Origin of the sequence: Prosthecobacter dejongeii, assembly GCF_014203045.1 — a bacterium.
Classification (GTDB): Bacteria; Verrucomicrobiota; Verrucomicrobiia; order Verrucomicrobiales; family Verrucomicrobiaceae; genus Prosthecobacter; species Prosthecobacter dejongeii.
The window spans coordinates 282356-306837 of sequence record NZ_JACHIF010000006.1 but is presented as its reverse complement, the minus strand read 5'-3'; the positions used below and the strand labels follow the sequence as shown (position 1 = coordinate 306837).

The 24482-nt window shown below is 57.7% G+C and carries 15 protein-coding genes and 1 tRNA gene; 12 read left to right on the top strand and 4 right to left on the bottom strand.

From position 1 onward, the window contains the following. Positions 1 to 14: 14 nt before the first annotated feature. Positions 15 to 2567 (bottom strand): ATP-dependent helicase HrpB, encoded by a 2553-nt coding sequence (gene hrpB, locus HNQ64_RS15455; protein WP_184210183.1) that lies wholly within the window; start codon positions 2565 to 2567, stop codon positions 15 to 17. Between the two features lie 130 nt (positions 2568 to 2697). On the opposite strand from hrpB, the gene HNQ64_RS15450 reads away from it, so the two are divergent. Continuing rightward, positions 2698 to 5298 carry a M1 family aminopeptidase gene (locus HNQ64_RS15450; protein WP_184210181.1) on the top strand — a complete coding sequence of 867 codons (2601 nt, stop codon included), beginning with the start codon at positions 2698 to 2700 and terminating at the stop codon, positions 5296 to 5298. 85 nt (positions 5299 to 5383) lie between these two features. Beyond that, the gene (gene hrpA / locus HNQ64_RS15445) at positions 5384 to 9163 is read left to right on the top strand and encodes an ATP-dependent RNA helicase HrpA (protein WP_184210179.1); all 3780 of its coding nucleotides are present in this window, start codon (positions 5384 to 5386) and stop codon (positions 9161 to 9163) included. Between the two features lie 8 nt (positions 9164 to 9171). Here hrpA and HNQ64_RS15440 read toward each other — a convergent pair whose 3' ends face one another. After that, complete coding sequence (locus HNQ64_RS15440; RefSeq protein WP_184210177.1) at positions 9172 to 10071, bottom strand: LysR family transcriptional regulator; 900 nt, start codon at positions 10069 to 10071, stop codon at positions 9172 to 9174. A gap of 87 nt (positions 10072 to 10158) precedes the next feature. Here HNQ64_RS15440 and HNQ64_RS15435 point away from each other — a divergent pair, with 87 nt between their 5' ends. Next, the gene (locus tag HNQ64_RS15435; RefSeq protein WP_184210175.1) at positions 10159 to 10863 is read left to right on the top strand and encodes a pirin family protein; all 705 of its coding nucleotides are present in this window, start codon (positions 10159 to 10161) and stop codon (positions 10861 to 10863) included. 57 nt (positions 10864 to 10920) lie between these two features. Here the strand turns inward: HNQ64_RS15435 and lpxB are convergent, their stop codons facing one another. Both lpxB and HNQ64_RS15425 read right to left on the bottom strand, forming a co-directional pair. Continuing rightward, positions 10921 to 12042, bottom strand: coding sequence for a lipid-A-disaccharide synthase (gene lpxB / locus HNQ64_RS15430; protein ID WP_184210173.1), 1122 nt, complete (start codon positions 12040 to 12042; stop codon positions 10921 to 10923). 73 nt (positions 12043 to 12115) lie between these two features. Beyond that, positions 12116 to 13075 carry a Gfo/Idh/MocA family protein gene (locus HNQ64_RS15425; protein ID WP_184210171.1) on the bottom strand — a complete coding sequence of 320 codons (960 nt, stop codon included), beginning with the start codon at positions 13073 to 13075 and terminating at the stop codon, positions 12116 to 12118. Positions 13076 to 13218: 143 nt separating this feature from the next. Between HNQ64_RS15425 and HNQ64_RS15420 the strand changes: the two genes are divergently transcribed. The 9 genes from HNQ64_RS15420 to HNQ64_RS15380 all read left to right on the top strand — a co-directional run bounded on the left by HNQ64_RS15420 (position 13219) and on the right by HNQ64_RS15380 (position 24466). After that, complete coding sequence (locus HNQ64_RS15420) at positions 13219 to 13872, top strand: HAD-IA family hydrolase (protein WP_184210169.1); 654 nt, start codon at positions 13219 to 13221, stop codon at positions 13870 to 13872. A gap of 67 nt (positions 13873 to 13939) precedes the next feature. After that, entirely contained in the window at positions 13940 to 14422 is a 483-nt protein-coding gene (locus HNQ64_RS15415; RefSeq protein WP_184210167.1) for a UvrB/UvrC motif-containing protein, read from the top strand. A gap of 66 nt (positions 14423 to 14488) precedes the next feature. Next, positions 14489 to 15610 carry a protein arginine kinase gene (locus HNQ64_RS15410; RefSeq protein ID WP_184210166.1) on the top strand — a complete coding sequence of 374 codons (1122 nt, stop codon included), beginning with the start codon at positions 14489 to 14491 and terminating at the stop codon, positions 15608 to 15610. Then, positions 15603 to 18128: an ATP-dependent Clp protease ATP-binding subunit gene (locus tag HNQ64_RS15405; protein ID WP_184210336.1), complete on the top strand. Its 2526-nt coding sequence runs from the start codon at positions 15603 to 15605 to the stop codon at positions 18126 to 18128. Before HNQ64_RS15410 ends, HNQ64_RS15405 begins: the two co-directional genes overlap by 8 nt. A gap of 196 nt (positions 18129 to 18324) precedes the next feature. Then, positions 18325 to 18397 (top strand) — tRNA-Phe (locus HNQ64_RS15400). A gap of 167 nt (positions 18398 to 18564) precedes the next feature. Continuing rightward, a complete protein-coding gene (locus tag HNQ64_RS15395) occupies positions 18565 to 19278 on the top strand; it encodes an SGNH/GDSL hydrolase family protein (RefSeq protein ID WP_184210164.1) in 714 nt (237 codons plus the stop codon). A 95-nt stretch (positions 19279 to 19373) separates the two neighbouring features. Then, on the top strand, positions 19374 to 19916 hold the full coding sequence (locus HNQ64_RS15390) for a sigma-70 family RNA polymerase sigma factor (protein ID WP_184210162.1): 543 nt from the start codon (positions 19374 to 19376) through the stop codon (positions 19914 to 19916). Next, positions 19913 to 21316, top strand: coding sequence for a FecR domain-containing protein (locus tag HNQ64_RS15385; protein ID WP_184210160.1), 1404 nt, complete (start codon positions 19913 to 19915; stop codon positions 21314 to 21316). Before HNQ64_RS15390 ends, HNQ64_RS15385 begins: the two co-directional genes overlap by 4 nt. 12 nt (positions 21317 to 21328) lie before the next feature. Then, positions 21329 to 24466, top strand: a complete 3138-nt coding sequence (locus HNQ64_RS15380; protein WP_184210158.1) for a PSD1 and planctomycete cytochrome C domain-containing protein — start codon at positions 21329 to 21331, stop codon at positions 24464 to 24466. Positions 24467 to 24482 lie beyond the last annotated feature (16 nt).

Sequence of the window (24482 nt, the reverse complement as noted above, 5' to 3'; positions counted from 1 at the left end):
AACCTACTCCCCACTCACCGCCACTCATGTCGGGGATAGCGACCGCGAAGCTGGGTGCGGACAGCAGGGTAACTTTCTTTCCAGAATCGGCCAATATCGCCTGTCGTCTGGATGGGACGCTGAGCAGGTGAGAGGAGATGCACGGTGACGGTGACCCGGCCACTGGCGACCTTCGGGTTTTCATTCACATCGTACATTTGCTGGAGCACGACGCTGACACTGGGCGGCTGCTTTTCGTCATAAACGATGCGGGCTGATTTGCCATTTTTGAGGTTGAGGCGCTCCGGCGCGTAGCTTTCTAAAAGATCTCGCTGCGCATGGCTTAGCCACTGGTGCAATGCGGGAAAAACGTCCTTGTCCTTGAGCTGGCGATAGGCCGTCGCCCCATGGCAGACTTGCTCAATGATGATGCGACGATCCTCTTCCGTGATGGGGGGAATTTCCAGATCTGGCATCCATTTGGCTAGGCAGTTCACCCGAGTGATCCACTGCTCCACCCGTTCATTCCAAAGGGTGAGGGTGAGACGACCTGCGATGACTTCATCAGCCAGCAGTGTGGCAGCGGTGTTGTGATCAGGCTCGCCCTTCTCACGACTGCTGAGGACGAGACTGCGAAAGCGCACCTCTTCCAGGTTCATGACACGGCGATTCACTGCGTCGTATTGAGCACGCTTGCCCACATTGAAGTCATCGGGAAAGAGTTCGCGCAGCCACTCCTCCTCCACCTTGGTGACAAGATTAAGCTGCACGGTCAGCGCCTTACCCTGCACCTCAGTGATTTCTGAGGCCACCAACAGACGCGGTGGTTTGATGTGGGCATCTTTGGCCAAATTTCCACTGTAGCCACCCGCCACGCGATAGATGCGGCTGCCGCTGCTGGTCTCCACGCCGAGGTGATCGCTGAACGCGGCTAACAAAGTCTTTGCCAAAGATTCAGCAGAAGCCACTTCATCATTGATGACTAGCCCCGCACGTTGGGAAAGGCGGAGGAATTGATCGTAACTACGTGCAGCCTCACGGCAGGCCATGGCGTGGACATTCAGCGGGATACAGGCCTGGGGATCAAAGTTCATGGCCTCGGCGCGAATGAAGGCCCGGATGAGCGCCTGGAACTCCGTGAGATCCCCCGGCTCCCAAAAGTCCTCGTTTTTGTGAGAAGCATTGTTTTTCCCCACCATGAGGATGTCACGTCCCTGGGCCATGGCCGCGCAGAGGGCAGCCTCACGCACACAGCCATTTTCGGAAGCTGCCATGAGCATGCGCGCAAAACGGGGATGTGTGGGAAAGGCGGACATCTTCATGCCTATGGAGGTCAGTTTGCCCTGGGCAATCGCCCCTAGGTCCTGCAACAATCCCTCCGCACGGCCCAGGGCCGCTTCAGCAGGCCGCTCGAACCATTGGATGTTTAGCTTGGCCTTGTCCGAAGCCACATGCAGAGCCAGCAGGGCTTCGCCTAACTCCAAGCGTTGGATCTCAGGCGCTTCACTTTCTGCACGGTGGATGTGCTCGCGCTCGGCCCACAGTCGCACAGCGATACCCGGCCCTAGACGTCCCGCACGCCCAGCCCGCTGCTCCGCACTGGCCCGGCTGATCTTCTGGATGGTGAGTGTATTGATGCCACGACGCGGATCGTAGCTGGCGATGCGAGCCAGCCCGGCATCCACCACGGCACGCACGCCCTCAATGGTGAGGGAGGTTTCAGCGACGTTCGTACTGACGATGATCTTCGGCTGCTCACCGGGCGTCACGGCGGCATCTTGGTCCTGAGGAGACAGCTCCCCATGGAGGGCGACGATGCGGCGGCCTTTGGCAAAGCTGCGGCCTTGCAAAGTCATCATCGTCTTGCGGATCTCAAAAGCACCCGGCATGAAAACGAGGATGTCACCGCTGCTGCCGAGTTCGCCCGCCAGTGCTTCACAGGCACGCGCGGCCTGCTCCCACACGGGTTCGATTTCATTTGTGCGGGCGTTTCTATTGGGGGTTTGATAACGCACCTGCACTGGGAAGGTGCGGCCCTGAGATTCCAGCAATTCCACGGGCTCCATGAACTCCGTCAGCGGGCCGGGCGTCAAAGTGGCCGACATGACGATGATCTTTAAATCAGGTCGGCGAGCTCGCTGCAGCGCGATGGCCCAGGCGAGCACGAGGTCACCATCGAGATGACGTTCATGAAATTCATCAATGACGATGCAGCCCACCTTAGCCAGCTCGGGGTCCTCCATCAGCAGTCGCAACATCACCCCTTCCGTCACGTAAATGAGGCGGGTGTCTCGGGAGGTGACGTTGTCAAACCGCACCTGATACCCCACCTCACCCCCCAGCTTTGCACCACGTTCCTTGGCCACACGCTGGGCCAGCATGCGTGCAGCGATGCGGCGAGGCTGGAGAACAATGCAGCGCTGCCCATCCTTGAGGATGCCAGCATCCAGGACAAACTGCGGCACCTGCGTGGACTTGCCAGAACCTGTGGGGGCCTTGATCAGCATGTTCGGCACCTTCGGATCATGCAGGCATGAAACGACGGCATCGCGGATCTCAAAAATAGGCAGGGCAGCAGGGGCAGGCATGGGGGATGGCAAGAGGCCAGGAAAGCAGCGATGAGTCAAGAAGGCGTGAAAGAAGAAAATGGTCAAAAAGAGTCGGTTTCCAAAGTCCAGGATTGCCAGCTAGGTGCCGTTTCCTCCATGGTGGCAGCCTATGCGGTGGCCCCTTCTTCTTTCGCTCCTCATTTCGTCCACCACTTGGGCGGACTCACTTCACACCTGCGAGCACTGCGCCAAGCACCTGCTGCCCGCCGTGACCAAGCTGACCCCAGGCCGCAAGTATGCACGGGACCGCCGGGTGGACATTCAGCACTTGAAGTTAGACGTCACTCCGGATTTCACCAAACGCAGCGTGGCTGGAACGATGACGATGACCTTCAAACCCATCGCGCTTCCTTTGGACAAGCTGGAACTGGATGCGGTGGACCTCGCCATTGCCGACGTGCAAGTCACCGGCGCCAAACTGGCAGACAAGATCGTCGCCGAGGAAAAGCTGACGCTTGTGTTTGCCACGCCCATCGCGCCAGGCGCGGAGGCAAGTGTGAGCATCCGATACAGTGCCGAGCCCACTCGTGGTTTGTATTTCCGCACGCCCGAGATGGGCTACAAGCCAGGAGACAGCCAGATCTGGAGTCAGGGCGAGGCAGACATGCATCGCTTCTGGTTTCCCTGCTACGACTACCCAAACGAGCGCTTCACGAGCGAGGTGATCTGCCATGCTCCGAAAGGCATGGAGGTGGTATCCAATGGCAAGCTGGTGGATAAAAAAGAAGCAGGAGAGCTGACCACCTGGCACTGGCTACAGGACAAGCCGCATGTCAATTACCTCATCGCGCTGGCTGCCGGCCACTTCCACAAGATTGAGGATAAAGCGGGCGATCTCCCCTTGGCCATGCTGGTGCCGCCATCCAATGAAGCTCAGGCAGCCAATGCCTTTGCGGATACCCGCAAGATCATCGAGTTCTTCCAGAAAGAGATCGGTGTCCCCTTCCCGTGGGACAAATATTATCAAGTTTACTGCCACGACTTCATCGCCGGAGGCATGGAAAATACAAGCTGCACCTTTGAAGCCAGCAGCATGCTTTTCAATTCAGATACGGAAACCCTTCGCAGCCTGCATCGGCTAGATGCCCACGAAACGGCGCATCAATGGTTTGGAGATTTGGTGACCTGTCGGGACTGGTCTCACCTGTGGTTAAATGAAGGATTCGCCAGCTACTACACGGTGCTTTATGAGCAGGAAAAAAGTGGTGATGACGCAATGAAATACGCGCTCTGGCTAGAGGCCGAAGAAGTGCTGGAGGCTAAGGACACCCGCCCCACGGTGTGGCGAGACTATGGCGACCCGATGCAGCAGTTTGACACGCGTGTTTATCCGAAAGGCGCTTGGATCCTCCACATGCTGCGCAGCCAGCTAGGGCCAGAGCTTTATCGTCTCGCCATCCGCACGTATTTAGAGCGTCATCGCAATGGCATTGTCAGCACCGATGATTTGCATGAGGTGGTGGAGGAAATCAGCGGCCTGTCGTTCGATGCATTCTTTGATCAATGGGTTTATCACGGGGGTTTCCCTGAACTGAAAGTGGACTACGCCTGGGATGCAGCCAGCAAACAAGCCAAGGTGACAGTGCGGCAAACACAGAAAGTGACGGATCAAGTACGCCTTTTTCAGTTCCCCCTGCCCTTATCATTCAGCCTCAAAGACCAGAAAGATTCGATCAAATTCACCGCGAAGATTACCAAGGCGGAAGAAGCCTTTTACTTCGCTCTACCTGCCCAGCCTGAACTCATGCGGGTGGACCCAGACTACACCGTTCTGGCGAAAGTGGACTTCCAACCGCCCGGGGACATGCTGGACAAACAATTAGTTAGCGATGTCATCGGACGGATGTTGGCGGCACAGATCCTGGGAGCACGTAAGGACCAGGGTAGTGTGGACAAACTGGCCCGCCTGCTCAAGGAGGATGCGTTTCATGCCGCGCGCAGCATGGCCGCCAACGCTTTGGCAAAAATCGCCACCCCCGCAGCCCGCAGTGCTCTCATCGCCGGACTGACTGGCCAGACCGATGCCCGCAGCCGCTCGGCTGTGGTCGAGGCCCTGACCTCCATTCCGCACCCAGACGCACAGAAGGCACTGGTCACCCATGCCGAGACGGAAAAGAATCCGGCCATCCTGACGACCATTATCAAGAGCTGGGGGACCCGACCAGGCGATGCTGCCATTGCCACTGCCCTGAGAAAGCACCTAGATTCCAAGACCTATCAGAACACCCTCGCCGCTGCCTCGATAAGTGCCTATCGCGCCCAAGATGAAGCCAGCGCGGTGCCAGCCATCCTCGCAAAGCTTCAAGATGACCCTCAGGAATTCCGCACTTGGGACTATCGTAATGCGCTGGATGCCGTTGCCTTCCTCGCGCGGAAACAGGAAAACAGAGATGCCGTGCGTAGCTTTTTGGTGACACACCTCTCCCACCCGAAAGAAGAGCTGCGAAGCGGTGCCGCCAAAGCATTGGGCACATTGCGAGATCCCAAGGCCCTCTCAGTTCTCCAAGCCATGTTACCGGAAGCAGGCCCCTATGCCGACCCAGTGAGGGAAGCTGCCGCAAAATCCGTGCAAACCCTGCAAGCCGAACAACCCGGGAGTGCCGAACTCAAGAACCTCTGGGACCAGGTGCAGCAGTTACAAAAGAAGACTGAAGAGCTGCAAAATCGGCTGGATGAAGCCAAGAAAAAAGCCGAACCCGCCAGAAAATAAGACCTGCCGCCACAGTCACGGATCGTTTGCGATATGGGCGTGGCTGTGAAAGGCTGTAACTCCCCAGATTCAGCCTGCCCCCGTCTTGATTCGTTACCCTGCCGACCTTCCCATCACCGCCCGTCGTGAGGACATCCTCGCGGCCATCCGCTCCAGCCAAGTCGTCATCCTGGCCGGGGAAACCGGATCTGGTAAAACCACGCAGTTGCCCAAAATGTGCCTGGAGGTGCTGGGGGAAGCCCGTGGTGTGATCGGCTGTACGCAGCCGCGACGTGTGGCCGCCATGAGCGTCTCCAAACGTGTCGCTGAGGAGCTCGATGTTCACTGGGGCCGCGAGGTGGGCTGCAAGATGCGCTTCAGCGATGACACCACGCGGGACACACGCATCAAGTTCATGACGGACGGGATTCTGCTGGCCGAGATCCAAAGTGACCCCCTGCTGCGTGCCTACTCCATCCTCATTCTGGACGAGGCGCACGAGCGCTCTCTGAACATTGACTTTTTGTTAGGCTATCTGAAATCGCTCTTGGAAAAGAGGCCGGACCTGAAGCTGGTGGTCACCTCCGCCACGATTGATACGGAGGCCTTCAGCGCCCACTTTGGTAGTGCGCCCATCATTGAAGTCTCGGGCCGTCTTTATCCGGTGGACATCCGCTACAAGCCGGTGGGGGACAACGATGATGATCCCAACCATCTCGATGCAGCCATTGCGGCGGTTGAAGAAGTGCTTATCGAAACAGATTCTGGCGATGTTCTCGTTTTCATGCCCACCGAACGAGACATCCGCGAGACGCGCGATGCACTGGATGGCCGATTGGGCAAAGGCATCGAAGTCCTAGCTCTTTTCGGCCGAATGGCCTCGCATGAGCAGCAGCGTGTTTTTTCTCCTGGGTCGAAGCGTCGTGTCATCATCGCCACGAACGTGGCGGAGACCTCCATCACGCTGCCCCGCATCCGCTACGTGGTGGATACAGGGCTGGCCCGCATGAGCCGGTACAATCCGCGCACTCGCACCAAGCGGCTGCCGGTGGAAGCCATCAGCCAGAGCAGCGCCAATCAGCGCGCAGGCCGCGCAGGGCGTGTGCAGGATGGCGTGTGCATCCGCCTCTATGAAGAGGAGGATTTTAACAAACGCTCCCGTTTCACCCAGCCGGAAATCCAACGCTCGAATCTCGCCGAAGTCATCCTTCGGATGAAGGCCTTTCGGTTAGGCGAGATCGAAACTTTCCCTTTCATCAATCCACCCGTCAGCGCTGCCATCCGTGCCGGGTATGACCTGCTGCATGAATTGGGCGCTCTGGGTGAAACCCATGAGATGACGGCCACTGGGCGGGAATTGGCCAATCTTCCCCTCGACCCCACCCTGGGCCGAATGCTGCTGCAGGCTCGTGAAGAAGATTGTCTGGAGGACATGCTCATCATCGCCGCCGGCCTGAGCATTCCCGATCCGCGCGAGCGCCCCGAAGATAAACGCGAGCAAGCCCAGGCTGCGCACAAGACTTTCACCTCTCCAGAATCGGACTTCCTTAGCCTGCTGAAGATCTGGAGCCATGCCCCAGATCCAGATAACTCTGGCAAAAATGCCCTGCGCAAATACTGCAAATCCTACTTCCTCAGCTTCACCCGCATGACCGAGTGGCGGGATGTCTGGCAGCAGTTGCGGGACACCTTTCGCGAGGATCGCAAAAAGGCCACGCTGCCTGCTGCCGCAGATTCGACAAAAGCCCAAACGAGCGGCGCTTCCCCCTGGGATAAGGCTGAAGGCCAAGCAGCGAAGCAGGACAGCGGCACCCTTCGAGATCACGCCATCCACCGCTGCATTTTGGCCGGGCACCTGGGCCACATCGCCACTCGCCTAGAGCGTAACCAATACAAAGCTGCAGGCAATCGTGAGGTCATGGTTTTCCCTGGCTCTAACCTCTATGAGCGCCGGGAAAAACAGGGCAAGGCAGGCCAAGAAAAAACGCGTCAACCCCTGTGGATTGTCGCGGGAGAGATCGTGCAGACCTCGCAGCTTTTTGCGCGATCCATCGCCCGCATTGATCCCCAGTGGGCCGCCGAGCTAGGCGGACACCTGCTGGAACGGCGCTACAGCGAACCGCACTGGAGCGCCAAGGCAGGGCGTGTTCTCGTGACCGAGCGCCTGCTTCTCCATGGCCTAGAGGTGAAAAGGCAGCCAATTGATTTCGGCAAGATTGATCCCGTGGCGGCCACGCAGCTTTTCATTCGTGGAGCGCTGCTGGAAGGCACCACCAACCTGCCGCATCGTTTCTTCCAGCATAACCAAAAGTTGCGCGACCGCCTCGAGGCCACCCTCACCCGTGTGCGCAGCAGCCGGGTGTATGCCATCGAAGAACATCTCTTTGAGTTTTATCGCGCACGATTGGCGGCCATCTCCTCCGTGCATGACCTGAACAAACTGGTGAATGCACGCATCCGCGAAGAGCCGGGTTTCCTCTGTGCTCGGGAAGAGGATCTGACCGGTGGGGATGATCTCTCCTGTGATTTGGAGATGTTCCCTGATGCCGCTTCCATGGGGAACAGCGTGCTGCCGATCAGCTACGCCTACAAACCCGGCCAGGAAGATGATGGCGTGACGGTGCAGGTGCCCCTGCCCATGGCGGAACATCTCACCAGCGGTCAGGTGCTGTGGATGGTCCCGGGGCTACGGGAAGAGCAGATCACCACGCTGCTGCGAGCGCTGCCCAAAACGGTGCGGCGTGACCTCATGCCCCTGGAGGCGAAAGCGCGCGAGATCGCCAAAGACTTTGACCCGGGTCGCTTAGATTTCCATGAGGCCCTGGCCACCTTCCTCCGCCAGCGTTACCGCCTGGATGTCAAGGCCACCGACTGGAATTCACAGACCCTCCCGGCCTATCTACAGCCTCGCGTCGAGGTGATGGGCCAGGGCAATAAAACCGTCATGGCCAGCCGCGATGTGGACAGCATCCGCGAAACCATGCGCAAGCAGGAACGCAAGTCCGATGCCTGGGATCTGACGGCCAAACGTTTTGAAGATTACGCCTTGTCGGCTTGGTCTTTTGGCGACGTACCGGAAACCGTACTCGTAGAAACGATCCATGGAGTTCCAGTGTTAGGCCATCCAGGCCTGATGCTGCGCGATGATGAGGTGGACCTGCGCCTTTTCAAAACACCTGAAGAGGCCCGCAAACACACGCCAGCAGCCATACGCAAGCTGGCAGAAAATCTTCTGAGCAAAGACATCGCCTGGCTGCACAAAGAACTGCGCGTACTGGAGGTCAAAGCAGCACCGCAGAAAACGCTCAATTTCCAAAGCGGCCTCGCAGCTCTGGGTTCCGCCCCTTCTCAGGCAGCACCTGCGGAGAACAAAGCCGCTGCCGCTTGTGATCACATCCTGGCTCATGCGCTGCGACTGGAGCCACTTCTGCCGCTGACTCAAAAGCGCTTTCTCGAAATGTGCGAACGCACTCGTCGAGATCTTCCTGCGCTGACGCATCGAGTCCGCGATCTCCTGAAGCAATGCGAAGACCTGAAACAGAAGATCTTGGCCTATCCCAAACGCTACGCCGGGCTTGAGCAGGACCTTGCCCGCCTGCTGCCGCCTAACGTTTTATCCGTCACACCCCACGCACAGCTTCAACATCTCCCCCGTTATCTGAAGGCCATCCTTTTGCGCGCAGAACGCGCGGCGAACAATCCCGCCAAAGACATCGACAAGGCAGCAGCCGTGGCAGACTTCAATTCCTGGCCGCAAGAGGTCAGCGATACCAATCGAGAGGCCTTTCGCTGGCTGTTTGAAGAGTATCGTGTGTCTATCTTTGCCCAAGAACTGGGCACGGCCCAACCTGTCAGCGTCAAACGCCTAGAAGCTCTTTTGGGCTGAATCCCAACCTAACGGGAAGCATGATCCACTTCTCCCGCCCGCTTCAATTCTTCGACAAACACGGCCAGCATTTTGTCATTCTTATGACGGTCCAGCATGCCCACCGAGATCTGTAGCGGCTCGGGCTGAGGATTCAGTGTTTTCAGAACCACACGCTCTGGGATGAGGCACGCAATCCGCTCCACCACGAGAGCGATGCCCAAGCCCGCATCCACCGCTGAAATGAGGCTGGTGACGCCATCGCACTCACTGGCGATGCGGGCATTGATCCCTTGCTGCTTGAACCACGCGCCGATGAAAGCCCAGTAGTCCGGGTACTCTTTCTGACTATACACGACCAACCGCTGCTCATGCAGATCCTTGGGTACGAGAGTCTTTTTTTCTAACAAGGGATGCTGACGCGGGATGGCCACCCGCCAGGCCTGTTTTTGAACCGTCGTCCAGGTGATGTCAGGGATGTCCTTGATCGTCGGCACCGTGACGATGATGTCGAGCGTACCCTTTTGCAGACCATCCACCATTTCGTTGTTAGTGAGGTCTGCCAGGTCCACCCGCGCTCTCGGGTGCACTTGCGTGAAGGCCTCAATGGCCGGAGAAAGAATGCCTGCACTGAGCGAGGGCGAGTAGCCCACACGGATGGTCTGCGCCTTGGCCGTGGCCCGCACGCGCTGCTCCAGGGCATCGGCCCGCTCCAGCAGATTGCGCCCATCCCGCAGCAACAGTTCACCCGCTGGTGTGAGGGAGAAGGAATGCGCTCCACGCTCCAGCAAGATTACCCCAAGTTCATCCTCCAGGCCCTTGATCTGGCGGCTGAGCGCTGGCTGCGTGAGGTGCAGGCGGGCGGCCGCGCGGCTGATGTTGCCATCTTCAGCAGCGGCAATGAAGGAGCGCAGGGGACGGAGTTCCATGTTGGCTGTAGCATACGCCATCCGCAGTCTCAGGCAAACAGAGCCGCATTAGCGAATGAAGACGTTCTATCGCAGTATCTTGTCGCCATGAAAACCACACTTCGTAAATCCCATGAACGCGGCCACGCCGATCACGGTTGGCTGAATAGCCAGCACACCTTCAGCTTCGCGGACTACTATGATCCCGCCCACATGGGCTTTCGCAGCCTGCGGGTGATCAATCAGGATCGGGTCGCCCCAGGCGGCGGATTTCCCACCCATCCTCACCGGGACATGGAAATCTTCAGCTACGTGCTGGAAGGCACCCTGGCACACAAAGACAGCCTGGGGAATGGACGCGAACTGAAGCCAGGCCAAGTGCAACTCATGAGTGCTGGCAAAGGTGTGCTGCACAGTGAGTTCAACCCCTCCCAGTCCGAGACGGCTCACTTTCTGCAAATCTGGATTCAGCCTGAGGCCCGCGCCTTGGTGCCCAGCTACACCGAGTGGCATCCCGATCCCGCGAAGGAGAAGGAACCCAAGGTCCTCGTCATATCCCATGATGGCCGCGAAGACTCTGCCACCATCCATCAGGACGCCGATGTCTATCGAGTGCGCCTGGGTGCCAGCGACAGCGTGGCCCATGAGGTGAAGGCCGGGCGCGGCGTCTGGTTCCAGCTCATCAAAGGTGAAGCCACCATCAATGGACAAGCCCTGAAACCTGGGGATGCCTTGAGCACGGAGGATGCAGGCACACTGACGATCACTTCCGCGGGTGCTGAAACTGAGGCCCTGCTCTTTGACCTGGGCTGATTGCCGCGTCATCCAAAATTCTGTGTCCTCTTAAAGGACACAGGATTTTGGTGTTCATTACAGAGCTGCCATCACTGTCTCCGCAGCACGGCGATAAGCTCCCCCTTGTCCTAGAGTCGCCACCACTTCGGCCAGATCTTCCTGGAGATTCCGCCGGGTGACCTCATTCGTCAGCAGTTCCACCATTTCAGCCGCCAGTGTATCGGAGGTGAGCCCGCCCTGGACGAGTTCCTTCACCACATCCCGCTGGGCCAGCACGTTGACGATGCCGATGTTTTTGATGCGCACCACCGTCTTAGCCACTGCATACGTAAGGCCATTCACCTGATAGACCAAAGTGTAGGGCAGCCCAAAACAGGCTGCTTCTAGCGTCGCCGTGCCACTGGCCACAGCGCCCACCTGGGCACGCTGCATCAGGTCATAAACGGTGCCCACTTCGATCCAGCGCTTCGCTTCAGGAAAAGCCGCCGCATCGGCCATATCGCGCATCAGACCCGCCAGATTTTCATTGGCAGCAGATACGGCAAAACGGACGTTAGGCTGCACCATGCGGATGGCTTGGGAGGCCTGCAACATGATGGGAAAGAGGCGCTTCACCTCATTCTTCCGACTGCCTGGGAACCAGCCCACTAGGCCGGGCTCGCGCTCCCAGTTGCGGCGCAGGGTTTCCACCCGGTCCACCATCGGATGCCCGCTGAATTCCGTAGGCAGGCCGCTCTTTTTATAAAACTCCTTCTCGAAGGGGAAGATGCAGATCATCAGGTCCAGCACCTTCGCCATCGTCTTTACACGTCCCTTTTTCCAGGCCCAGACCTGAGGGCTGATGTAGTAGATGATCTTGCCCGTGTAGCCTCGCACTCGCAGTTCCTTGGCCACACGCAGGTTAAAGCCCGGGTAATCCACCAGCACCACTGCAGCGGGCCGTTCCTGCATCACCGCCGTCACGACCTCATTGAAGCGTTTCTTGAAGTAGCCGTACATCTTCAGCACTTCCCACAGGCCCACCACACCAGCGGTTTCTACCCAGTCATCAATCCCTTTCCCAGCCGCCTCCACCATTCGGGGACCGCCGAGACCGCTGATCTTCAGCGCGGGGTCTAGGGCCAGGAGCTCCTTGATCAAACCCGCTCCATGCGTGTCCCCGCTGACTTCACCGGCAATGATGTAGAGATGAGGCATGGGTTGGTGTGTCTAAGCCGTTGTTGGGATGGTTTGCGGCGGAGTTATTTCACCACAGCCTTCGGTTCATCACTCATCCCGCCAAAGCTGCGTTTTTTTCAATCTGGTCCGTGATCTCCAGGGCGATGCGCACGGCCTCAGCCCCTTCCTGGCCCGTCACCACCGGACGTTTGCCATGACGAGAACACTCGACAAAAGCGGCGATCTCCAGCTTCAAAGGTTCGTCCTTCTCCACTTCCACGGCTTCGCGGACGATCTGCATGCCATCTTTGCGATAGATCCAGCCGCTTTGTTCCTGGTAGTCGAGCGAGAGGTAGCTGTCCTGCTGGAAGACGCGGATTTTCCGCATCTTCTCCGGGCTGATCCGGCTGGCCGTGATGTTGGCAATGCAGCCGTTGGCAAACTTCAGGCGTGCATTGGCGATGTCTTCCCGCTTGGTCAGCACGGGGATACCCACGGCATCAATCTGGATGAGCGGCGACTTTACCAAATGGAGGACGATCTCGATGTCGTGAATCATCACGTCCAGCACCACGCCAATGTCCATGCTGCGATTCGGAAACGGCGAAAGGCGATGCACCTCAATGAAGCGCGGCTGGTCCATGCGCTCCTCAAGCTGGCGCAGCACAGGGTTGAACCGCTCAATGTGGCCTACCTGGAGGATTACATTTTTCGCCTGGGCCAGTTCGATCATGGCCTGGGCCTCTGCATAGGATTCGCTGATGGGTTTTTCCACCATCACATGCACTCCCTTTTCCATCAGAGGCTCAGCCACGCGGCGGTGGTAGATTGTCGGCACAGCCACCGTAGCGGCATCCACACGGCTGGCAAAGTCCCCCAGGTCACTGGCGGCTTGGGTATTGTATTGCGCTGCAAAGTCGGCCGCACGTGCTGGGTCGGCATCATAAACGGCGGCAAAGACGACGCCCCCTTCGCTGCGGGCGGCGATTTCCGCCATGATGCGGGCGTGATTTTTACCGATGGCACCTACACCGGCGACACCGATGCGGAAAGGTTGGGCTGCTGATTCCATGAAGCCTCAGCGTTAATGAGGACGAAGCCGGGAGGCAAGAGGAAAGGAAGCCTCTCACTGACCTTGAACGCGCGAAATATCCCTCGCGCCGATTCGCCTTCCCCGCCCTTGCATCATCTACGGTTCCTCGCCATAAAGCCGCCATGCCCGGCCCCGTCCTCCTTTCTGATATTGGCAATGTCCTCACCTTTTTTGACTTCAGTGTCGCCGCCCACCGCGTGTCAGAGCGCTGCCCCTTCCCACCCGAGGCCCTTTCAGAGCGACTGGACGACATCAAAGGCCCCTTTGAAAATGGGGATATGGACGATGACACGTTCGTCCGCGCTGCTATCCAGGCCCTGCAATTTGAAGGCACTCCGGCGGATTTCGCGGCCATCTGGTGCGATATTTTCACCGAGAACGAGGCCATGAAATGCACCCTCGCCCCCCTGGTGGGAAAGGTACCCATGAAGCTCCTTTCCAACACCAGCGGTCTGCACAAGGACTACCTCCTGCGCACCTATGACATCTTTCGTCCCTTCAGCGGCGGCGTTTATTCCTACTCTGCCAAGTGCAGCAAACCCGCCGAAGAGATCTTCCAAGTGACCATCCGGGAACTGGCGCTCGACCCCGCCCAGACCTTTTACATTGACGATCTGGAAACTAACATTGCCACCGCCCAGCGGCTCGGTTTCCAAACCCACCTCTACCATCATGCATCTCACGCAAACCTGGAGGCAGAGTTAAATGCGTGGGCGGCCCAGCACGGCCTGACGGCAGGACACCCCCCTGTTGACGTGAGAATCTCCATGCCCTAGCTGTACCTCTGGCACGTGACATGCGTATCATTATGCAAAGGCCGACCAGCCAGGAATCCCTACCCTTATGAAATGTGACGTTTGCGACAGTGAAGCCACCGTGTTTCTGACCCAGATCATCAATGGGCAAATGACCACGGTGAATCTCTGCGATGCCTGCTCCAAGGCCAAGGGCGTCACGGACGAAACGGGCTTTGGCCTAGCGGAGGCCTTCCTCAGCCAACCCCCGCCCGCCATCAGCGCAGAAACGACCTGCCCTGCCTGCGGATTCACGGCGGCGCAGTTGAAGAAAATCGGCCGCATGGGCTGCCCTGAATGCTACGGCACCTTCCGTGAAGGCCTGGATGGTCTGCTGAAGTCCATGCACAAAGGCACCCGCCATGTCGGCAAAGTGCCACACCAGATCGTGACCCAAAATGCCTTAGTGGGTAACCTTGGTCATTTGCGTGAGGAACTGGCCAGCGCCGTGCGTGATGAGCGTTATGAAGACGCCGCACGTCTCAAATCTGAAATTGATCTTCTCCAGGCGAAGCTGCCCAGTCATGCCTGACGTTTCATCGTTGTGCATCTGATCGAACAAAGTGCAACGTTATCCATCTAAAGAATCATCCCCCCGATGCGCTTTACCACCCTCATCAAACACCCAGCTGACTGGATGAAAGGCAGCGGGCCGCACTCGGACGTGGTCATGACCTCCCGGGTGAGACTCGCGCGCAATCTCAGAGGCTTCAGCTTCCCCGGCTACTCAGCCGAACGTCAACGCGTGGAGTTGCTGGAATTGGCTCGTCCTTGTGTCGAATCACTTCCTGAAATGACGGATGGTTACAGCGAGGAATACACCGGGCTGACCAAAATCCGCAAACAAGTGCTCGTGGAACGGCATCTTGTGAGCCGTGAGCATGCCGCCCGCGCTGCAGGTTGTGCAGTCGTTGTGGATCGTAAGCAGAGCCTCTCCATCATGATCAATGAGGAGGACCACTTCCGCATCCAGGGCATCCGCGCCGGGCTGAATCTGCGTAGCGCCTACGCCCTGGTGGATAAAGCCGATACCGCTCTGGAATCCATGCTGCCTTATGCCTATGATGACCGTCTGGGCTACCTCACTGCCTGCCCGACCAACCTGGGCACCGGCATGCGGGCTTCGGTGATGCTGCATCTGCCATCACTTGTTCTTTCAGACCAGATCAACCCCGTCATCAAGGCCGTTGGCAAAATAGGCCTAGCCGTGCGTGGTCTGTATGGTGAAGGCACCGAAGCCCTAGGCAATCTTTTCCAGATCTCCAACCAGCACACGCTGGGAGAGAAAGAGGGTGAAATCATCGCTCAGATCGAAAAAGTCATTGAGCGGGTAGTCAGCTCTGAAATGAATGCGCGCCAGAAGCTCCTGGAGGATAGCCCCACCATGTTGCAGGATCAGGTGGGCCGCGCCTTCGCGATTCTACGCTACGCACACATTTTGACCTCAAAAGAGGCCCTGAACCTGCTTTCCCTTCTGCGCCTCGGAGCAGATATGGATCTGATCCCCAACTGCGACCGGAGTTTGCTCGACATGCTTCTGCTCGAAATCCAACCCGCCCACCTCCAGCTCAGCGCTGAGCGCGAACTCTCGCCCGAGGAGAGAGATGCCCGCCGCGCGGAAATTACCCGGGCGCGGTTGCAAATGCTGACCGGCCCTTCTAACGTTTCTGCAAGCAACTCAACCTCAGAGGAAAAACCCTCTGATTCCAATGATGAATAACTTTACTCCACGCGCCCAACAGGTCCTGGCCCTTGCCCGCAAGGAAGCCGACCGATTCAACCACAACTACGTTGGTACCGAGCACCTCCTCCTGGGCCTCATCAAGCTCGGCCAAGGGGTCGCGGTCAATGTACTCACCAAGCTGGGTCTCGACCTGGAAACCGTGCGCCTCCAGGTGGAGCAGCAGGTCGGTTCGGGCCCAGAAACCAAAATGGTCGGCAATATCCCCTACACACCAAGGGTGAAAAAGGTCCTTGCCCTTGCCAGCAAGGAAGCCAAAGCCCTGAACCACAGCTATGTGGGCACCGAGCACATCCTGCTGGGCCTCCTGCGCGAAGGTGAAGGCGTGGCCGCTCAGGTGCTGCGCAACCTGGACATCAATCTCGACAAAGCCCGCAACGAAATCCTCAAGGAACTCGACCCTAATTTTTCGGGCAGCAATGAAGAGGAAGAAGAGGACTCCGAACCTGTGGCTCCTAGCGGCAACAGCGAGGACGATAAGAAGAAGAAAAAGAATGAGAAGACACCTGCCCTGCGCGCCTTTGGTCGTGACCTGACCGAGACCGCTCAGAAAGGTGAGATGGATCCCGTCATTGGTCGCACCGAAGAGATCGCTCGAGTCATCCAAATCCTCTGCCGTCGCACCAAGAACAACCCCGTCCTCATCGGTGAGGCTGGTGTGGGCAAAACAGCCATCGTCGAAGGCCTGGCCCAGGAAATTGCCGCTGGCAATGTCCCGGAAATCTTGCGCGACAAAAAAGTGATCACGCTCGACCTCGCCCTCATGGTCGCAGGCACGAAGTATCGCGGTCAGTTCGAGGAGCGCATCAAGGCTGTCATGGATGAGATCCGCCGCGCCAAGAACGTCATTCTTTTCATTGATGAGATGCACACCATCGTCGGTGCCGGCTCTGCCGAAGGCACCATGGATGCCAGCAATATCATCAAGCCCGCCCTTAGCCGTGGCGAGCTACAAGTCATCGGTGCAACGACTCTCAATGAGTACCGTAAATACATCGAAAAAGACTCCGCTCTCGAGCGCCGCTTCCAGCAGGTGAAGGTGGAAGAGCCTTCCGTCGAAGATGCCATCCAGATCCTCATGGGTCTGAAGGGCAAGTATGAAATGCACCACAAAGCCAAGTATGCGAATGAGGCTATCAGCTCTGCTGTAAAGCTGAGCTCACGCTACTTGACCGCCCGCTTCCTGCCAGATAAGGCGATTGACATCATGGACGAAGCCGGTGCCAAAGCCCGCATCTCTGCGATGACTCGCCCGCCAGAGCTGAAAACCATTGAAGCCGAGATCGAAACGATCCGAATCGAAAAAGAAACGGCCATCAAGGACCAGGACTTCGAGAAAGCCGCCCGCCTTCGCGACAGCGAGAAAAACACCAAGAAGCGTTACGACGACATCTTGGAATCTTGGCGCCAGAACAACAGCGAGCGCATCGTCGATGTGTCCGAAGATGACATCATGTCCGTGGTTTCCAAATGGACAGGCGTGCCTCTCCAGCGCATGGAAACAGCCGAAGCTCAGAAACTGCTCAAGATGGAGCAGGAATTGAAGGGCAAAGTGATCGGCCAAGACGAAGCCGTCGTGGCCATCAGCAAGGCTCTGCGTCGCTCCCGTGCCGACCTCAAAGATCCTCGCCGCCCCATTGGTTCCTTCCTCTTCCTGGGCCCCACAGGCGTGGGCAAGACCTTCCTGGCCAAGAACCTCGCCGAATTCATGTTCGGCAGTTCTGAAGCACTCATCCAACTCGACATGTCTGAGTACATGGAGAAGCACACCGCCAGCCGCCTCATCGGCGCGCCTCCGGGATATGTCGGTTATGAAGAAGGCGGCCAGCTTTCTGAAGCCGTACGCCGCCGCCCATACAGCGTCGTATTGTTCGACGAGATCGAAAAAGCTCACCCGGATGTTATGAACCTCCTTCTCCAGATCCTGGAAGAAGGTCAGGTGACCGACAACTTCGGCCGCAAAATTGATTTCCGGAATACCATCGTCATCCTGACCTCCAACGTCGGTGCCGAGAGCATCAAGAAGCAGTCCAGCCTGGGCTTTGCCGCCATGGCTCAGAACGAAGCCGACAACGCTAGCATCAAGGGCAAGCTGTCCGAGATGGCCAAGAAATTCTTCAAGCCTGAATTCCTCAACCGTCTGGATGACCTCATCGTCTTCCGCATGCTGGAAAAGGCAGAGCTGGCGAAGATCGTGGATCTCGAAATCAAAAAGGTGGTCAGCCGCCTGAAGGGCAAAAACATCCACATCACCCTGGACGAAGGTGCTGTCGAATTCCTGATGAAGGAAGGCTACGATCCGCAGTATGGGGCACGCCCCATGCGCCGGGCTGTGGAGAAACACATCGAAGATCCTTTGGCCGAGCACGTCCTGGGCGGCACTGTCCGCGAAGGCGACACGGTCAAGGTCAGCTTCGATGCTGAAAACAAGCGCCTCAAGTTCGCTGCCGAGTCCCCCGTCCGGGAGGAGCCCGCTGTGGCGGAAACGAGCGTTTAAGTCCGCACTTCATCAACCTTCAAATTCCGAGGCGGGCCTGCAAAGGCCCGCCTTTTTTGTGCCTTCATTCCAGGATGCCATTACAATCCCCATAGTTTTGCCCCTTCTTATTCAAAATCTTCACTCAAATCACAAAAACCCGTTGCATGTGCCCTCAGCCTTTGCCACTATCGCGGCCCGCCAAAACAGCGGGAATGGCTCAGTAGCTCAGTCGGTAGAGCAGGGGATTGAAAATCCCCGTGTCGGCGGTTCGATTCCGTCCTGAGCCACCTCTTTTTTAAAAGGAAGTGGCAAACAAATCAGCCTGGATCATTTACGACCAGATCCTCCGGGCTCATCGCAGATTTCAAAACTGCGGTTGTCGAATGACCTCGTTTCGTTTCGCCGGGTGATGCATGATCAAAGCCATGGGCCGGACTCGTATGACTCCCGTCTTATGACTTTCCGCACCCGACTCATTCTTCCCTTCTTCAGCCTGCTTTCCGGACTGAATTTCTATTCGCCGCCAACGATGAAAGCCCAGGAAGGCAAAGCTGGCAGCAGCTATACCAAAGTTCTTTTTCTGGGCAACAGCATCACCAAGCATGGCCCTAAAGCCGACATTGATTGGACTGGCAATTGGGGCATGGCCGCCACGTCTGAGGCCAATGACTATGTACACCAGGTGATCGTGGGTCTTCGTCAAAGACAGGGCTCTGCCCCTGAGATGTTGGTGAAAAACATCGCGGACTTTGAGAGGTCCCATGTCGGCTACGATCTTGATGGAAAACTCGCGGAGGCCTTCGCCTTCAAAGCGGATCTCATCATCCTCGCGATTGGTGAAAACGTCCCAGCGCTGAAGACCGACGAAGCCAAGGCAGCCTTCAAAACAGAAACCCTCAAGCTCCTGCAAAAACTTCAGGGGACACACAAGCCTACCATCTTGGTGCGCAGTTCCTTTTGGGCCAACACGGTGAAAGATCAGATTCTCCAAGAATGCTGCGAGACCGTGGGCGGCATCTTTGTCAACATCAGTGCACTCGGCAAGGATGAGTCAAACTATGGCCGCGCCGAACGTCCCTACAAAAACTCAGGCGTAGCCAATCATCCTGGGGACAAAGGCATGAAGGCCATCGCTGAGGCACTGCTGGCAGCGCTGCCTAAATCTTGAGATTTCACCAGGATTTCAGCGGGGAAAGCAGCCTCGACAAATATTTTTGCAAATCGGTGTCCAATCCGTGGCCCACCTAGACCTACCACTCCCGTATGGCCGCCTTGCCCCCAGATCCAGCCGATCAGACGGAGACCTATCTCCGGCTGCTGACCCAGCATGACCGCTGGCTGGCAGCGTATGTTTACAGCCTGGTGGCCAGTGCAGCAGATGCGGATGACATCCTCCAGGAAGTGAAGGTGACCCTGTGGAAGCAATTTGCTAAATTTGAACCGGATTCCAACTTCCGCGCCTGGGCACGGAAAATCGCCACTCACCAGATTTTAAACTATCGTCGCTCCGAAAAAAAACGCTCTGTCTCTTCATCGCTCGATGAAACTTTCATCGAGGCTGTAGCAGCGGAACTTGATCAACGCGCGGACGCCTTGGATCTCAAGGCCGAAGCGCTCAATCTATGCCTGCGCAAGCTACCCGAGGCACATCGAAAAATCGTCGTCTGGCGCTACTATGAAGACTGCGGCATCGAAGAAATCGCCGTCAAAAGCGAGCGCACGGTGGAAGCCGTCTATCGCCTGCTGAGCCGCATTCGCCAGGTGCTGAGCGAATGTGTAAACCGCCAAATCGCCCCCGCTCCATGAAAACCTCCGATTCATCTCTGGACCGCATCCAGCGGGCGCTGGAAGGCCTCCTTTCAACGGAGGAGCATGACGCTCTAAAGGCCGACGTGATCCGCGATGCGGACCTGCGTGCTGTCTATGTGGAGCAGGTCTGGCTGCACTCCACCCTACGGGCGCAGAGCGAGTCCCTTGTTGGCCTCTTAGACATAACCGAGGAAGCTTCTCCAATCCAGGCTCCAGCAAAGCCTTTGCGTCGTTGGCCCATCGCCCTCTGGTCTGCAGCCGCAGCGGCCTGCGTGACCTTAGCGGCCAGTTTTTTCATGCCAGGCAAAGGCGTTTCTCCCCTTCCCCAGGTCGCCACACTCATTCGGGCTGAAAATTGCCGCTGGGCTGGGTCCGATCTTCCCACGGCGCTGGATTCACAATTAGGCACAGGCAAGTTGGCCCTCGTGGAAGGCATAGCGACGCTGAAATTTAAAAGCGGTGCGACGGTGACGATGGAGGCCCCAACGACGTTGGAAATCCTCACCGCCATGCATTGTCGCCTCATCGAAGGCACCCTTACAGCGGAAGTGCCAGAACCCGCTCATGGTTTCACCATTGATACGCCGGATATTCAGGTAGTGGATCTGGGTACCAAGTTTGGAGTGACCGCAGGCTCCGCAGGTAATTCCCAGGTGCGCGTCTTTGAGGGCGAAGTCGAAATCGGCGGTCTTAAAGATGGCAAGATCAAGCGCCTCACGGAAGGCAAAGGCCTGCATGTGGGCTCTGGCAATACTTTGTTAGGCCAAGAGCCTACCCGCGGTGAAGCCGTCCAGGAAGCAGGCGGCTGGACAGCCATCCCCACTTCCTTTGGTCGAGGCAAAGATGGTTATGCACGCCGGGGTGACAATGGCGCTCCCATGGGTACCCACCCACTCATCATCGTCAAACACACGGACCTCGCCCCGGGGATTAAGAATGAGCGCCGCGCAGTCATCACCTTTGACTTGTCTCAGATCCCCACTGAGAGCGTTCAGGAAGCACAGATCGTCCTAGATCCTGAACCCAGCGGCTTCGGCTTCTCGGCTTTGATTCCAGATGAATCCCGCTTCGCCCTTTATGGCGTGACTGATGAAAAACTGGATGCCTGGGAGGAAAAGCAGATGACCTGGGCCACCATGCCCGGCTGCAACGATGCCGGACCCGATGCTGACAAGCTGCGCAAGCTGGCAGAGTTTTGGATCCCCCGTGGCGGCTCCGGCGGCCCGCTCACGGTGCGTGGCGATGAACTCGCAAAATTCATTCGTGAGGATACGAACGGATTCGTAAGTTTTGTGATCGTCCGTGAGACAGGCGAAACCGATCCCTCAGGCCTCGCTCATGCCTTTGCTGCCAAGGAGCACCCCACGGCCCGCGCCCCATTGCTGCGCCTCAAATAAATTTTCCTGACCATGACGAAGCCAACCACGCTCCTGATCGCCTGTCTTACGACGACGCTCGCCTCCGCTGCCGACGACGCCCAACGCGCCGCCATGCAGTTCTTTGAGAAAGAGGTGCGCCCCGTGCTGGTGAACCGCTGCTATGAATGCCATGGCGAGAAGAAGCAGAAGGGCAGCCTACGGTTGGATAACATTGGCTTCATCAAGGCGGGCGGAGATTCTGGCCCGGCCCTTGTCGCGGGAGATCCTGACAAGTCGCTGATCATCGAAGCGGTACGCTATCAGGAGCCGGAGTTTGAGATGCCTCCGAAGGAAAAACTTCCTGCCAAGGAAATCGCCATCTTGGAGAAGTGGGTGAAGATGGGCGCTCCCTGGCCGGAAGCAGAAGCCGCACGCGTCAGCGTAGATGAAAACGGCTTCACCGATGAAGATCGGCAATATTGGGCCTTTCAGCCACTGACCAAACCTACACCGCCGGACATCCAGAGCCCGTGGATTCGCAATGATGTGGATCGCTTCATTGCCAAAAAGCATCAGGAGTTAGGCCTGACACCTGCGGCGGAGGCTGACCGCCATGAGCTGGTGCGTCGTCTCTACTTCAATCTTCATGGCCTGCCCCCCACTCAGGAGCAGACAGAAGCCTTCGTGAAAAGCACCGATCCGAAAGCTTACGAAAAGCTAGTGGACGAACTCCTAGCCAGCCCTCGTTACGGTGAACGCTGGGCACAACATTGGTTAGACCTCACCCGTTATGCTGAGAGCGACGGCTACAACCAGGATGCCTTCCGCCCTGCTGCCTGGCCTTATCGCGACTACGTCATCAAAAGCCTGAACGATGACAAACCCTACGACCAGTTTGTGCGTGAACAACTGGCCGGAGATGAGATCGCCCCCAAAGACCCGAACGTGCTCGTGGCCACCTCTTACCTGCGCAATCCCATTTACGAATACAACCAGCGCGATGCCCGTGGCCAGTATGAAGTGGTGCTGACGGATCTGACCGACAATGCGGGTGAGCTTTTCCTGGGCCTCAGCTTCGGCTGCGCCAAGTGCCATGACCACAAATTCGATCCCATCCTGCAAAAGGACTATTACGCCCTGCGCGCCTTTTTTACTCCTGTCCGTTGGCGTGATGACCTGATCCTAGCCACCGATGAAGAGCAGGCGGAATTTGCCAAAAAAGAGGCCCCTTACAAAGCCGCCACGGCCCACATCCAGGCGGAGATTGATAGCATCATCGGCCCCATGATCGAAAACAACGTGAGGAAGGCCTATGAACGCTTTCAGGCAGACATCCGCGCCATGGTGGACAAGAAGCCTGAGGAACGCGCACCGGAGGACTGGCAGGCATCTTACTTCTGCGAAAGACAGATGGAGTATGAACGCGAGCGTTTTGACGCACTGAAATCTATTAAAGATCCCAAGGTCAAAGCTCGCTACCAAACTCTCATCGAGGAGCTGAAGAAGTTCGACCATCTCAAGCCCGAGCCCCTGGTGAAAGCTTTCGTCGCTACCGATGCTTCCGCCAAAGCTCCGCGCAATCCCCTCAAAACTCGCAAAGGAGAGCTCGACGTCCAGCCTGCCTTCCTCACCCTGCTGGAGCCGAAAGAACCAGCAATCAAGCCCCTGGAAAAATCCACCGGCCGCCGCAGCACCCTGGCCGCCTGGATCACCCGCCCAGAGAACCAGCTCTCCACTCGCGTGATCACGAATCGCGTTTGGCATTATTTGTTCGGCAAAGGCATCGTCGAGACTCCCAATGACTTTGGCAAGCTGGGCGAAGTGCCGACGCATCCCGAATTACTGGACTACCTCACGCAGCGTTTTCTCGCGGGCGGCTGGAGCCTGAAAAAGCTGCATCGCGAGATTCTGCTTTCTGCGACCTATCGTCAGACGGCCCATCGTGAAGTGCCCGCCATCGCGGCGAAGATTGACCCCTCCAACAAGTTCCTGTGGCGCTTCAATCCACGCCGTCTGGATGCCGAACAAATCCGCGATGCCATGCTGGCAGCCAGTGGTGAGCTGGATGAAAGCACAGGCGGCCCTTCTACCGATGGCAATGGCACCCGCCGCTCCATTTACACCATCAAGAAACGCAACAGTCAAAATGAGCTTTTGCGCAGCCTGGATGCCCCCGCTGGCTTTGCCAGCACGTCCGAGCGTCAAAGCACCACCACGCCCACTCAAGCGCTGCTTTTGCTGAATGGCGACTGGACCCTGACACGCGCCCAAAAACTCGCAACTCGAGTCTCCAAAATCGAAGACATCTGGCAATACACCGTCGGCCGCGCCCCCACAAAAAAGGAACTCGATCTGGCCGAGAAATTCATCGCTGCACGCACCACCACACCAGCCGTTGAAGAGCGCCCCACCGCCATGACCAGTGCGGAACTCGCCACGGCCAGCCAGTTCAAAGAGAACACTCCTCAGGAACGTTTGGTGGCCCGTACGGCTGAAAAAGAAGGCGACGAATTCACCATCGAAGCCGTGGTAAAACTCGACAGCATTGATGCCAATGCCTCCGTCCGCACCATCGCTTCCCGCTGGAACAATGGAAAAGACAACGTTGAAGCCTTCGGCTGGAGCTTGGGCGTGACCGGTGAAAAATCCCGCTTCAAACCTCGCAACCTCATCATCCAACTGGTGGCAGAAGACGAGAACCACAACATCACCTATGAACCTGTGGCTTCGGACCTCCGCCTGGAACTCGGCATTGAGTATCACATCGCCGTGAAAGTCTCCTGCAGCGCCCACTCCGTCACCTTCCGGATGAAGCAGGTGGACAAGCCGAATGCTGCCCAGCTTATCTCCGTGGTGCCTCACACCGTGCGCAGTGGCCTCAGCAGCGGTTCGTCTTCTCTGGTCATTGGTGGCGTGCATAAGCGGGCCGCCTCTCATCAGTGGGATGGCAGCATCGAGGCCGCTCGCGTGGTTCGCGGCATCCTTCCAGATGAAGATCTCTCCGCCGATGCCGCTCAGTGGAAAGCCCCCGCCCTGGTCACCTGGGATGTGCGCGAACCCCTGCCAGACACCCTCGCCTGGTCCAGCGCCGAAGCCTCCAGCCCCGGCATGGTGGATCCCCACCAACGCGCCCTGGCCGACCTCTGCCACGTGCTCCTGAACGCCAACGAGTTCTTCTACCTGCATTAAGCCTAGCCCCCTTCCT